Origin of the sequence: Bradyrhizobium betae (genome assembly GCF_008932115.1) — a bacterium.
Lineage (GTDB): Bacteria > Pseudomonadota > Alphaproteobacteria > Rhizobiales > Xanthobacteraceae > Bradyrhizobium > Bradyrhizobium betae.
Genome location: NZ_CP044543.1, coordinates 3394063 through 3406952, shown reverse-complemented (window position 1 = coordinate 3406952; position 12890 = coordinate 3394063). Strand labels below are relative to the sequence as shown.

Here is a 12890-nt window from a genome sequence, read left to right as displayed (position 1 = left end):
AGTCGCCGGATGCCCAATTGTCGGGCTTGCCGAGATAGGAGCCAGCATACCCTGGCCGTCATTCCGGGATGCGCCGACAGGCGCAGGCCCGGAATCCATCGGGCGGCAGAGTTGGCGGCGCGATGGATTCCGGGCTCGCGACTTTGTCGCGCCCCGGAATGACACCGGAGAAGATGGTGAAATAGGACTTAAGTCTCCACCAGGCCCTTGGTCGAGCCCGAGGCGGTGGAATCCTTGCGGCCGTGCGCCAGCGCCAGATAGGATTCCGAGCTCATTTCGATCAGGCGCGAGGCCGTCCGCTTGAACTCGTTGGCCTCGTTGCCATCGTTGGCGAGGTACAGCGAGATCGGGTTGGCGTCGGCCGAGGCCATCAGCTTCACGGCATTGTCATAGAGCGCGTCGATCAGCGTGATGAAGCGCTTGGCGGAATTGCGCTGGGAGAGGTCCATCACTGGAATATGGTCGACCAGGATGGTGTGGTAGTCGTGCGCCAGCCTGAGGTAATCGGATGCGCCGAGCGGCTTCTCGCAGAGATCGGCGAACGAGAACCGCGCCACGCCATGGGCCGAGCACGGCACGTGCAGGATGCGGCCCTTGATCAGAATATCGCGCGACTTGCATCTGGCGCCGCCCGACATCCTCGACCAGGCGCGGTCGAGCGCGGCGTCCGCATCGCTGTCGGCCGGCGTCAGCCACATCGGCACGCCCTGAAGCTTCTCCAGCCGGAAGTCGGTGCGTGCATCGAGCCGCGCCACGTCCATGTGGTCGGTGATCTGCTTGATGAAGGGCAGGAACAGCGAACGGTTCAAGCCGCCCTTGTAGAGATCGTCGGGTGCGACGTTGGAGGTCGCGACCACCACCGTGCCGAGCTCGAACAATTGGGCGAACAGGCGTCCCAGGATCATCGCGTCGGCGATGTCGGTGACGTGGAATTCGTCGAAGCAGAGCAGCCAGCTCTCCTCGAAGATCGCGTTCGCGGTCAGCCCGATGACGTCGCCATCGGCGATCTCGCCGCGCGCGATGCCTTGGCGATAGTCGTAGATGCGCTCGTGCACGTCGGCCATGAACTCGTGGAAATGCGCGCGGCGCTTGTGCTCGACGGTCGAGTGCTGGAAGAACAGATCCATCAGCATGGTCTTGCCGCGGCCGACCTCGCCATGGATGTAGAGCCCGTGCGGCGCCTCGTCCTTGTCGCTGCTGAACAGACGGGCGAACAGGCCCTGCTTGCGCTTCGGGCTGTAGTTAGCAAGCCGCAGGTCCAGCGCCGTATAGGCCTCGGCGACTTCTGCCTGCGCGGCATCGGCCTCGATCGCGCCGGACGCGATCTGGGACTGATAGGCTTCGCTGAATGAGGAATTTTGGGTGGAGAGCATGGCTCTTTACCGCCAGAGACCGGCGGAAATTGCAAGCCGTCAATTGGTGGACGGGGTATGCGTTCCGTGTCCCGGACGCGCTGCAGCGTGCAACAGCGCGGTCACGCGCGTCTTCAACGCGCTATGGCTGCTGCGCAGAGCCGGGGCACGAGAGCAGTGCTACTCACACAGCTCGTACGCGTCCTCGACCACATACGGACCACCGCCGGTCGATGCGCGCGACGAAAACAAGACGAAACGTTCCGCCATGAACGCCTTGCTCGGGAAGTAGCCGCGCAGCGAGAGATAGTCGGCGACGTCGCGGTCGGTGGCGTCGTGCAGACGGGCCAGCGTGACGTGCGGGATGAACTTGCGGCCTTCGGGATTGAGGCCGATCCGCTGCATCATGCGTTCGAGCTCGGCCTGCAATTCCATCAGCGGCTTGCTCGGCGCAATGGTGGCGACCACCGCACGCGGCTTGCGGCCGCCGAAGCTTTGCAGGCCCTGCACCTTCACCTCGAACGGCTTGCGGTCGACGCGAAACAGCATCGAGGCGATCTCGTTGGCGGACATGCCGTCGATATCGCCGATGAAGCGCAGGGTGACGTGATAATTTTCGGGATCGATCCAGCGGGCGCCGGGGAGGCCGCCTCGCAAATTGGAAAGCGTCTGGCCGACCTCGGCCGGGATTTCCAGACCAGTGAACAAACGCGGCATCGTTTCGTACTCCCGATGCTTGGGCATGATCCCTGGGAAGGATCATATCCAAATTTTAGAGCCGGCGACGAATCACCGGTACCCTGATTCCTATCGCGTTTGTGTGACTCTGCGAAGCATGACCCGTGAACTCACGGGATAACCGTTGGCGTTAGGGTTAGCGCTGCCCGCTTTTCAATGCGGTTGCTCGCTTATGGTGCGCAGGAATGCCTCCGCCGTGGGCATGATGTTGCCGACGATGATGTCGACGCCTTCAGCGGTCGGATGAATGCCGTCGGCCTGGTTGAGCTTGGCGTCGGCGGCGACGCCGTCGAGGAAGAAAGGATACAGCGGCACCTCGAATTTTTTCGCCAGATCAGGATAAATCGAATTGAAGCGAGCAGCGTATTCGGCGCCGTAATTCGGCGGCGCCAGCATGCCGCACAGCATCACCGCAATCCTGCGCGCCTTGAGACGCGTGACGATGTCGGTCAGCGCGGTCCGTGTCAGGTCGGGATCGATGCCGCGCAGCGCGTCGTTGGCGCCGAGCTCGACGATTACGCCCTCGGTTCCATCAGGCACTGACCAATCGAGCCGGTCGCGGCCGCCGGACGAGGTGTCGCCGGACACCCCGGCATTGGTCATGTCGATGGCTATACCTTTGGCCTGCAAGGCTTTTTGAAGCTTGGTGGGGAATGCCTCCTGGGCTGGGAGGCCAAGGCCGGCACTCAAGGAATCGCCGAGGACCACCAGCTTGATCGGCTTGGCGGCCGGCTGTGCTTGTGCCGACGGCGCTGTCGCAATTGTCATCAAAGCGAGCATCAACACGGCTATGTGCATGAAGAATCCGTAACGCCTCTCGACCGCGCTAGCGGAGTTGCCATATGACCGGACCATGGACACTCGCATCGAATCCTCATCGCTTGCCGGCACCACGCCGGACACCATCGCCATCTCCAACGTCAATCTCTCATTGGGAACGGGGGCGGCACGCGTCCACATCCTCAAGGATATCAGCTTGCGCGTCGGCTCGGGCGAGACGATCGGACTGATCGGCCCGTCAGGCTCGGGCAAATCAACGCTGCTGATGGTGATGGCGGGGCTGGAGCGTCCTGATAGCGGAGAGGTGGTGGTCAATGGCACGCCTTTCAATGCCCTCGACGAGGACGCGCTCGCCCGCTTCCGCGGCCGCCAGGTCGGCATCGTCTTCCAGTCCTTCCATCTGATCCCGACCATGACGGCGCTGGAGAACGTCGCCGTGCCGCTCGAGCTTGCCGGCAATCCCGATGCCGCCAGGCGCGCGGCGCAGGAGCTGCAATCGGTCGGGCTCGGCGATCGCCTGCATCACTATCCGACGCAGCTCTCCGGCGGCGAGCAGCAGCGCGTCGCGCTCGCCCGCGCGCTGGCGCCCGATCCCGCCATCCTCGTTGCCGACGAGCCAACCGGCAATCTCGACGAGACCACGGGAAAACAGATCGTCGACCTCTTGTTCGGCAAGCATGCCGAGCGCGGCATGACGCTGGTGCTGGTCACGCACGATTCCTCGCTCGCGCATCGCTGCGATCGCGTGATTCGCCTGCGCTCCGGGCGCATCGACACGCAGTCTGCGCCGGCATGAGCGCTGCTGTCGAACCGTTCGCGCGACCCAACGGGATCGCGCTGTCGCTGCGTTACGCGCTGCGCGAATTGCGCGGCGGCCTGCGCGGCTTCTATGTCTTCATCGCCTGCATCGCACTCGGCGTGATGGCGATCGCCGGCGTCGGCTCGGTGTCGGCAAGCCTCAGCGACGGTCTCGCCCGCGAAGGCCGCACGCTGCTCGGCGGCGACGTCTCCTTCGTGCTGTTCCAGCGCGAGGCCAAGCCTGAGGAGGTCGCCTTCCTGCGCTCCCGCGGCGCCGTTTCCGCCGCCGCCACCCTGCGCGGCATGGCGCGCGCGGCCGACGGCCAGCTGGCGCTGGTCGAGATGAAGGCCGTCGACGACACCTATCCGATGCTCGGACAGTTGACGCTGGCGCCGCCACTGCCGATGTCCGAGATTCTCGCGGAGCGCGACGGCGCGTTCGGCGCGGCCGCCGATCCGACCCTTCTTGCCCGTCTGTCCCTCAAGACCGGCGACCGCGTCACCATTGGCTCGGCGACGTTCCAGATCCGCAGCGCGGTCGAGGCCGAGCCGGACAAGCTCGCCGGCGGCATCGGCTTCGGACCGCGCTTCCTGATCAGCGAGGCGGGCCTGCGCGCCACCGGCCTGATCCAGCCCGGCAGCCTGGTGCGCAGGGTCTACCGGGTGAAACTGCCCGATACCGCCAACAGCGAGCGCGCCACCGACGCCTTCATCGCGGACGCGCGCAACGCCGCGCCGCAGGCCGGCTGGGAAATCCGCAGCCGCTCCAATGCCTCGCCGCAGCTCGAACGCAACATCAGCCGCTTCACGCAGTTTTTGACGCTGGTTGGCCTCGCCGCGCTGCTGGTCGGCGGCGTCGGCGTCGCCAATGCCGTGAAGAGCCATATCGACCGCAAGCTCGAGGTGATCGCGGCGTTCAAGGCGGTCGGCGCGACGGGGCGCGACGTGTTCGGCATTTATCTGGCGCAGGTCATCCTGCTCGCCGCGATCGGCTCGGTGATCGGCCTGGCGCTCGGCGCGGCGATGCCGTTCGCCATCGTCGGATTGTTCGGCAAGCTGCTGCCGCTACCGGTGGTGGCGGCGGTGCATGCCGACGAGCTCGCGCTGTCCTTCGTCTATGGCATCCTGACCGCGCTGGCCTTCGGCCTGTGGCCGCTCGGGCGCGTGCACGACGTGCCGGTGGCCGCGCTGTTCCGCGACACCATCAGCTCGGATTGGCACCGGCCGCGCTGGAGCTACCTGGTCTTCATGGCCGTCGTGGTCGCGCTGCTGATCGCGGTCGTGATCGGCCTCTCCTTCGACAAGCGCATCGCCGCGGTGTTCGTGGCCTCCTCCGTCGTCGTGTTCGCTCTGCTCCGCGGCATCGCCGCGCTGCTGATGACGATCGCGCGGCGGCTGCCGCGGACGCGGCTGCCGATGCTGCGGCTTGCGATCGCCAACATCCACCGGCCGGGCGCGCTGACGCCCTCGGTCGTGCTGTCGCTGGGGCTCGGGCTCGCCGTGCTCGTCACCATCACCCAGATCGACGGCAATCTGCGCCGGCAGTTCCTCGCGGCCCTGCCCGATCAGGCGCCGTCGTTCTTCTTCATCGACATCCCGAGCACGCAGGCCGCCGAGTTCGACGGCTATCTGCGCCGGATCGCGCCCGGCGCGAAGGTCGAGGACGTCCCGATGCTGCGCGGGCGTATCGTCGGAGCGCGCGGGTTGCGCGCCGAAGAGCTCAAGCCGACCACCGATTCGGAGTGGGTGCTGCAGAGCGACCGCGGCCTGACCTATACCGCCGAACTGCCGAAGGGCTCCAAGGTGGTCGAGGGCGAATGGTGGCGCGCCGACTATTCCGGCCCGCCGCTGGTCTCGATGGAGAAGAAGATCGCCGACGGCCTCGGCCTGAAGCTCGGCGACGAGGTCGTGGTCAACGTGCTCGGCCGCGACATTCCCGCCAAAATCGGCAATCTGCGCACCATCGACTGGCAGGGGCTCGGCATCAATTTCGTGCTGGTGTTCTCGCCGAACGCCTTCAAGGGCGCGCCGCACACCCATATTGCGACCCTGACGGAAGCCGGCGGCACTGCCGCGGGCGACGGCAAGATCATCAAGCAGGTCGCCGACGCCTATCCGATGGTAACGAGCGTGCGCGTGCGCGAGGTGATGGAGACGGTCGGCGCGGTCGTGACCAATCTGGCGCTCGCGATCCGCGGCGCCAGCGCCGTGACCCTGATCTCGGCGATCCTGGTGCTGGGCGGGGCGCTCGCCGCCGGCCATCGCCACCGGGTTTATGATGCGGTGATCCTCAAGACCCTGGGCGCGACCCGGCTGCGCCTGCTCGGCGCCTACGCCCTCGAATATCTCCTGATCGGGCTCGCGACCGCGGTGTTCGGCGTGATCGCCGGCAGCGTCGCGGCCTGGATGATCGTGACGCGGCTGATGACGCTGACCTTCGTCTGGCAGGCCGGCAGCGCGGCCGGCGTGGTCGCGGCCGCCCTCATCGTCACGGTCGGGCTCGGGCTCGCCGGCACGCTGCTGGCTTTGAACAAAAAGCCCGCCACGGTGTTGCGCAATTTGTGACAAATGGTAGCGGCGGGCCTTGCGGGAGCGAAATCGCACGATTCCTGCGATTAACCACGTCCGCTCGTCGAGATTGCAGGAGAGGGCGACATTCAGCCGCGCGTGGACCGTTGCAGCGAATGTGTTAGTTTCCCACATATCGAATGGGTTCGGAGCCCCGATTGTGAGCCAAATTTAATGTCGGCCCACAGCGGTATCCGAGATAGAATTTGACGAACCGGCGGCATGGCGACCCTCGTGCCGGACCGGACCAACCAATGGGAATTCGACCATGTCGGACCTAGACCGTAACTACGCTTCTCCTTTCGGCAGGGCCGCCGGGCGTGTTGACGCCGCGACGGTCGATGCCGGCCTGCGCGCCTACATGCTGCGCATCTACAACTACATGAGCATCGGCCTCGCCATCACCGGCCTGGCCGCGCTTGGCGTCTACATGGCCGCCGTGACCGACGTCCCGACGGCGGACGCCGTCCGCGTCGGCAAGATGTTCCTGACGCCGTTCGGCTACGCGATGTTCGTCAGCCCCCTGAAGTGGCTGTTCATGCTCGCGCCGCTCGCCATGGTGTTCGTGATCTCCGCGGGCATCAACCGTCTCGCCCCCTCGACCGCCCAGATCCTGTTCTGGGTGTTCTCGGCGCTGATGGGCATCTCGCTGTCGTCGATCTTCCTGGTGTTCACCCACACCTCGATCGTGCGGGTGTTCTTCATCACCGCGGCGACCTTCGGCGCGCTCAGCCTGTACGGCTACACCACCAAGCGTGACATGACCGCCATGGGCTCGTTCCTGTTCATGGGCCTGATCGGTATCATCATCGCGAGCCTGGTGAACCTGTTCCTGGCAAGCTCGATGCTCCAGTTCATCGTGTCGGTGGCCGGCGTGCTGGTGTTCGCGGGCCTCACCGCCTGGGATACCCAGCGGCTGAAGAACGACTACATCTACGGCTATGCCTCGGCCGGCGGTGACATCGCAGAGCGTGCGGCCATCACCGGCGCGCTGTCGCTGTACCTGAACTTCATCAACCTGTTCACGCTGCTGCTGCAGCTGCTCGGCCAGCGCGACTAGGCGCCAGCCTGAGAGAACGGACACGAACCCCGGCCGAGAGGCCGGGGTTTTTGTTTGTGGCACGATGACAGCCATACCCTCGCTGTCATCGCCCGCGAAGGCGGGCGATCCAGTACCCCGCGGCGGTCGTGACGTGAACCAACTGCCGCCGCGACGTACTGGATGCCCCGCCTGCGCGGGGCATGACTGCGGAGAGGGTGGAAGCGCCATTGCCCCTCTTCCAGCCGCCGCGGGAAGGCTCTAATCTTTCCTCATGTCCGCACCCGAAATCAGGCCCACCCTTGAGGCCGACCTCCCCGCCATCACCGCCATCTATCAGCAGGCTGTCCGTGAGGGCACCGCGACGTTCGAGCTGGAGCCGCCTGACCTCGCCGAGATGACGCGGCGCTATCGCGCGCTGATCGACGGCGGCTATCCCTATTTCGTCGCCATCCTCGACGGCCGCCTCGCCGGCTACGCCTATGCCGGCGCCTACCGGCCGCGGCCGGCCTATCGCTTCACGGTCGAGAACTCGATCTATCTCGACCCCGGCTTCCACCGCCGCGGCATCGGCGGGCTCCTGCTGGAGCGGCTGATCACCGAATGCGAGGCGCGCGGCTTCCGCCAGATGATCGCGGTGATCGGCGATTCCACCAATGCCGGCTCGATCGGCGTGCACACCAAAGGCGGCTTCAAGATGATCGGCACGCATCCCAATGTCGGGCTGAAATTCGGCCGCTGGCTGGACACCGTGATGATGCAGCGCGACCTCGGCGAAGGCGCAAGCACGGTGCCGGGGAAGTAATCGAGTGTCGTAGGGTGGGTTAGCGAAGCGTAACCCACCTCCTGTATTTCCACGTCAACAGAAGTGGTGGGTTACGCCTTCGGCTAACCCACCCTACGGCATCGGAATGATGCCGCTACACCACCGCCAATTTCCGATCGATCACCAGCAGCACGCGATCGAGCTCGTGGCCACGGCGCAGGATCAGGCCCGTCGCCGAGATCACGCTGTACATGCCTTGCTTGCGCGCGAGCCGCGGATCCTTCTCGATACGATAGATCGGCACTTCCGAAGCACGGCGGTAGACCGAGAACACGGCGCGATCCCTGAGGAAGTCGATGGCGTAGTCGCGCCACTCGCCGTCGGCGACCATGCGGCCGTAGAGATTGAGAATACGGTGCAGCTCGAGCCGGTTGAACGTCACCCGGGTCGGCGTGTTCGCAGCGGCGGGGCGCGCCGCCGCGCGCTGCTCGCTCGGATCGGCATCCTCCGACAGACTCATGGAACGCCTCCTGTCGCATCAGCATGATCGCCTCCGCGAAGACCGTCCCCGGAACCGCGGATCATGACAGTTGCATGATCGCGCCAACTGTTCCCGGCCGCAAGAGGCTCCTCACTCAACTCATTGAATCGTGTGCGAATCAAAGCACACGCAGGAGTGGAACTCCGTCGCGACGAACCGTCACGGGATCGTTAGCAGGAATCATAGTATCGCCGCTTTTCCGCCAAGCGCCCGCCGCCCTGCATTGCGAAAAGACTTGTGTGCGTTGACCCGGTCCTTTCGGTTCCGGATTCCTCAGCCCCCAGCCCCCCGGGGTCGAGCAGGATCGGGTCTGTACGCACGACAAGGAGGGCCAACGCAAGTTGGTCCTTTTTTGTTTGTGTCGGGATGTTTCTGGCTCCCGCCATTCCGGGGCGCGCGTAGCGCGAGCTATGGTGCGCAATTGCGCACCTGAGAATCCATTTCTCAGCTCGGATAGTGGATCGATGGATTCCGGGTTCGCGCTTCGCGCGCCCCGGAATGACGAAAGACAAATTGTCTTGGGACGATCTTGAGCGCGCTACGCTTCAGTGCAGCGACGTGTACGCCGCGCCGAGCATCGGGCCCGGCTTCTCGCGGCTGCCGTCCTGGACGTAGACCACCGCGCCGTCGACGCCGTCGCGCGTGAGGTTCTCGATCGGCACGGTCCAGCTTTCCGAACGGCCAGTCCAGTCGCCGACCTTGAGCAGGTTGCGCACGACGTTGTGGTAGGTGACCTGCTGTCCGCGATTCTCGCCGCGGCTGATCGCGATCGGCACCGACCTGGCGATCGAGCAGATCCAGACTTCGCCATGCGAGACCGCCGGCTCATTGCTCGCGGCCACCGAGACGTTGATCTGCTTGCCCGAGAGCGACATCGTCACCGGCACGCTCATCACGCCCGTGCCCTTGTCGGCCTTGCCGATCGCATTCTCGATGCCGGCGCGGTCGCTGCCGATGACATGCGTGGAGCCGTTGACCACGACCTGCGGCGTGTAGACCTCGCGGTCGCCGCGCATGCGCGAATAGGCGCGCTGCCGCGCCGAGAAGCGCGAATCCGCCAGCGTGTCCTTCCAGCCGAGATAGTCCCAATAGTCGATCGGCATGCTCAGCGCGATGACGGAGGGATCGTTGGCGAGGTCGCCGATGATCTTGTCGGCCGGCGGACAGGACGAACAGCCCTGCGAGGTAAACAATTCGACAACGGCACGAGGATCGGCGTGCGCGGGACGAATGACGGCGACGATAGCGCAGATGCCGAGTGCTCCCGACCAGAGTGCACCGGACCAGCGCGAAACCAGATTAGAGACCATCATTGCAGTCATGTCGAACGTCACACCTCGCACGCGTGGGGGAATATCCTATCGCCTGATGGTCACCGTAGTCTTACGGGCATCGCACATCCAACCGTCCGGGGCGAGGTATTCCACCGGGCGGAGCCATCGACAGCGCGCCGTAACGCACGAAGGCGGCCTTGTGATAGGCCGCCCTCGTTTAACCTTCTACTCACGTCGCAGTGAGCCACCGTTCACAAATTCGCGCTTAGGCCGCGAGCTTGCGCAGCACGTAGTGCAGAATGCCGCCGTTGCGGTAGTAATCGAGCTCGTCCAGCGTATCGATGCGGCAGAGCAGCGAAACGCGCTGCAACGAACCGTCGCCGGAGACGATCTCCGCGGTCAGCTTCTGACGGGGCTTCAGATCGCCGACGAGGCCGCGCAGCGTGACCTTCTCGTCGCCCTTCAGGCCGAGCGACGACCATGAGGTGCCCTCCTCGAAGGTCAGCGGCAGCACGCCCATGCCGACCAGGTTGGAGCGATGAATGCGCTCGAAGCTCTGGCAGATCACGGCGCGTACGCCGAGCAGACGCGTGCCCTTCGCCGCCCAGTCGCGCGAGGAGCCGTTGCCGTATTCGGCACCGGCGAACACCACCAGCGGCACCTGCTCCTGCTGGTACTTCATCGCGGCGTCGTAGATCGACATCTGCTCGCCGTCGGGCCAGTGCTTGGTGAGACCGCCTTCCGGAATGTTGCCGTCGGCGCCCTTGAGCATGAAGTTCTTGATGCGGATGTTGGCGAAGGTGCCGCGCATCATGACTTCATGGTTGCCGCGCCGCGTGCCGTACTGGTTGAAGTCGGCCGGGCGCACCTGGTGCTCGCTGAGATATTTGCCCGCGGGCGAGGTGAGCTTGATCGAACCGGCCGGCGAGATGTGGTCGGTGGTGATCTTGTCGCCGAACATGGCGAGGATGCGGGCCTCGACGATGTCGGTAACCGGCTCCGGCTCCTTCTTCATGCCTTCGAAATAGGGCGGGTTCTGCACATAGGTCGAAGACATGTTCCAGCGATAGGTCTCGCTCTCGACCGTCTTGATCTTGCGCCAGTTGGTGTCGCCCTTGAACACGTCGGCATACTTCTTCTTGAAGATCGACGCGGTCACGAACTTCTTCATGAAGGCGTTGATCTCCTTCGTCGTCGGCCAGATGTCCTTGAGGTACACCGGCTTGCCGTCCTTGCCTTCGCCGAGCGGCTCGACGGCGAGGTTCTTGGTGACGCTGCCCGCGAGTGCGTGCGCGACGACCAGCGGCGGCGAGGCGAGATAATTCGCCTGCACGTCCGGCGAGACGCGGCCTTCGAAGTTGCGGTTACCGGAGAGCACGGCGGCCGCGACGATGCCGTTGTCGTTGATCGACTTCGAGATCTCCTCCGGCAGCGGACCGGAATTGCCGATGCAGGTGGTGCAGCCGAAGCCGACCAGGTTGAAGCCGACCTTGTCGAGATCGGCCTGGAGACCGGAATCGGCGAGATAGGCCGCGACCACCTGGCTGCCCGGGGCGAGCGAGGTCTTGACCCACGGCTTTGCCTTGAGGCCCTTCGCGACGGCATTGCGCGCGAGCAGGCCGGCGCCGATCAAGACGCTCGGATTCGAGGTGTTGGTGCAGGAGGTGATCGCGGCGATCACGACGTCGCCGTGACCGATCTCGAATTTCTTGCCTTCGACGGCAAAGCGCTTCGTCGGCTCGTCGGCCTTCTTGTACTCGGTGCCGAGCGCGAGCGAGAAGCCTTCGGCGACCGACGGCAGCGCGATGCGGCCCTCGGGACGCTTCGGACCCGCCATCGAGGGAACGACGTCGCCGAGGTCGAGCGTCAGCGTCTCGGTGAACACCGGATCGGCCGACTTGGCGGTGCGGAACAGGCCCTGCGCCTTCGCATAGGCCTGCACCAGCGCGACCCGCGCCGGAGCGCGGCCGGAGGTCTTGAGATAATCGATCGCGGCGGCGTCGACCGGGAAGAAGCCGCAGGTCGCGCCATATTCGGGCGCCATGTTCGCAATGGTCGCCTTGTCGGCGACGGAGAGGTGGTCAAGGCCGGGGCCGAAGAACTCGACGAACTTGCCGACCACGCCGAGCTTGCGCAGCATCTGCGTCACGGTGAGCACGAGGTCGGTCGCGGTGACGCCTTCCTTCATCGCGCCCTTCAGCTTGAAGCCGACGACGGTGGGCAGCAGCATCGACAGCGGCTGGCCGAGCATGCAGGCTTCCGCCTCGATGCCGCCGACGCCCCAGCCGAGCACGGCCAGACCGTTGACCATGGTGGTGTGGGAGTCGGTGCCGACCAGCGAATCGGGATAGGCGACCTCGAAGGTGCCGGTCTTCTTGCCGACCGTCATCTTCTGCTTCTTGGTCCAGACCGTCTGGGAGAGATATTCGAGATTGACCTGGTGGCAGATGCCGGTGCCGGGCGGCACGACCGAGAAGTTCGAGAACGCCTTCTGGCCCCACTTCAGGAACTCGTAGCGCTCCTGGTTCTGCTTGTATTCCTCGGTGACGTTCTTGCCGAAGGCCTTGTTGTCGCCGAAGAAGTTCACGATCACGGAGTGGTCGATGACGAGATCGACCGGCACCAGCGGGTTGATCTTCTCGGCATCGCCGCCGAGCTTCTGCATCGCGTTGCGCATCGCGGCGAGGTCGACCACCGCGGGAACGCCGGTGAAATCCTGCATCAGCACGCGCGCCGGGCGGAACGCGATCTCATGCTCCAGCGACTTCTTGCGCAGCCATTTCGAGACCGCGACGATGTCGGCCTTCTTGACCGTGCGGCCGTCCTCGTTGCGGAGGAGATTTTCGAGCAGCACCTTCATCGAATAGGGGAGTTTCGAAATTCCCTTCAGACCATTCTTCTCGGCCGTGGGCAGGCTGTAATAGACATAGGTCTTGGCGCCGACCTTGAGGGTCTTTTTGCATTTGAAGCTGTCGAGCGAGGTCATGTAGGAAATCCCAATTGTTAGTTATACCCGGCAAGGGGTATTTTAACA

10 protein-coding genes are annotated in these 12890 nt (G+C 64.8%); 4 read left to right on the top strand and 6 right to left on the bottom strand.

All coding sequences use genetic code 11. The features are described from left to right. Positions 1–188: 188 nt before the first annotated feature. From zapE to F8237_RS16295, 3 genes are all read right to left on the bottom strand, one after another. On the bottom strand, positions 189–1373 hold the full coding sequence (gene zapE / locus F8237_RS16305) for a cell division protein ZapE (protein ID WP_151646184.1): 1185 nt from the start codon (positions 1371–1373) through the stop codon (positions 189–191). Between the two features lie 159 nt (positions 1374–1532). Continuing rightward, a complete protein-coding gene (gene thpR, locus F8237_RS16300) occupies positions 1533–2069 on the bottom strand; it encodes an RNA 2',3'-cyclic phosphodiesterase (RefSeq protein ID WP_151646182.1) in 537 nt (178 codons plus the stop codon). 174 nt (positions 2070–2243) lie between these two features. Continuing rightward, positions 2244–2888, bottom strand: a complete 645-nt coding sequence (locus tag F8237_RS16295) for an arylesterase (protein ID WP_162006382.1) — start codon at positions 2886–2888, stop codon at positions 2244–2246. A 55-nt stretch (positions 2889–2943) separates the two neighbouring features. Between F8237_RS16295 and F8237_RS16290 the strand changes: the two genes are divergently transcribed. The 4 genes from F8237_RS16290 to F8237_RS16275 all read left to right on the top strand — a co-directional run bounded on the left by F8237_RS16290 (position 2944) and on the right by F8237_RS16275 (position 8080). After that, positions 2944–3666, top strand: coding sequence for an ABC transporter ATP-binding protein (locus tag F8237_RS16290; protein WP_014439015.1), 723 nt, complete (start codon positions 2944–2946; stop codon positions 3664–3666). After that, the gene (locus F8237_RS16285) at positions 3663–6233 is read left to right on the top strand and encodes an ABC transporter permease (RefSeq protein ID WP_151646178.1); all 2571 of its coding nucleotides are present in this window, start codon (positions 3663–3665) and stop codon (positions 6231–6233) included. Before F8237_RS16290 ends, F8237_RS16285 begins: the two co-directional genes overlap by 4 nt. Positions 6234–6504: 271 nt before the next feature. After that, positions 6505–7296: a Bax inhibitor-1/YccA family protein gene (locus F8237_RS16280; RefSeq protein ID WP_151646176.1), complete on the top strand. Its 792-nt coding sequence runs from the start codon at positions 6505–6507 to the stop codon at positions 7294–7296. Positions 7297–7549: 253 nt separating this feature from the next. Next, complete coding sequence (locus F8237_RS16275; protein ID WP_151646174.1) at positions 7550–8080, top strand: GNAT family N-acetyltransferase; 531 nt, start codon at positions 7550–7552, stop codon at positions 8078–8080. Between the two features lie 115 nt (positions 8081–8195). On the opposite strand, the gene F8237_RS16270 is transcribed toward F8237_RS16275, so the two are convergent. From F8237_RS16270 to acnA, 3 genes are all read right to left on the bottom strand, one after another. Beyond that, positions 8196–8561 carry a DUF2794 domain-containing protein gene (locus F8237_RS16270; protein WP_151646172.1) on the bottom strand — a complete coding sequence of 122 codons (366 nt, stop codon included), beginning with the start codon at positions 8559–8561 and terminating at the stop codon, positions 8196–8198. A 566-nt stretch (positions 8562–9127) separates the two neighbouring features. Continuing rightward, positions 9128–9904 (bottom strand): DUF1223 domain-containing protein, encoded by a 777-nt coding sequence (locus tag F8237_RS16265; RefSeq protein ID WP_151646170.1) that lies wholly within the window; start codon positions 9902–9904, stop codon positions 9128–9130. A 217-nt stretch (positions 9905–10121) separates the two neighbouring features. After that, positions 10122–12842, bottom strand: a complete 2721-nt coding sequence (gene acnA / locus F8237_RS16260) for an aconitate hydratase AcnA (protein ID WP_151646168.1) — start codon at positions 12840–12842, stop codon at positions 10122–10124. Positions 12843–12890 lie beyond the last annotated feature (48 nt).

Coding starts and splice junctions, on each gene's coding strand:
- zapE (WP_151646184.1), bottom strand. CDS start 1,373: ATGCTCTCCACCCAAAATTCCTCATTCAGCGAAGCCTATCAGTCCCAG.
- thpR (WP_151646182.1), bottom strand. CDS start 2,069: ATGCCGCGTTTGTTCACTGGTCTGGAAATCCCGGCCGAGGTCGGCCAG.
- F8237_RS16295 (WP_162006382.1), bottom strand. CDS start 2,888: ATGCACATAGCCGTGTTGATGCTCGCTTTGATGACAATTGCGACAGCG.
- F8237_RS16290 (WP_014439015.1), top strand. CDS start 2,944: ATGGACACTCGCATCGAATCCTCATCGCTTGCCGGCACCACGCCGGAC.
- F8237_RS16285 (WP_151646178.1), top strand. CDS start 3,663: ATGAGCGCTGCTGTCGAACCGTTCGCGCGACCCAACGGGATCGCGCTG.
- F8237_RS16280 (WP_151646176.1), top strand. CDS start 6,505: ATGTCGGACCTAGACCGTAACTACGCTTCTCCTTTCGGCAGGGCCGCC.
- F8237_RS16275 (WP_151646174.1), top strand. CDS start 7,550: ATGTCCGCACCCGAAATCAGGCCCACCCTTGAGGCCGACCTCCCCGCC.
- F8237_RS16270 (WP_151646172.1), bottom strand. CDS start 8,561: ATGAGTCTGTCGGAGGATGCCGATCCGAGCGAGCAGCGCGCGGCGGCG.
- F8237_RS16265 (WP_151646170.1), bottom strand. CDS start 9,904: ATGACTGCAATGATGGTCTCTAATCTGGTTTCGCGCTGGTCCGGTGCA.
- acnA (WP_151646168.1), bottom strand. CDS start 12,842: ATGACCTCGCTCGACAGCTTCAAATGCAAAAAGACCCTCAAGGTCGGC.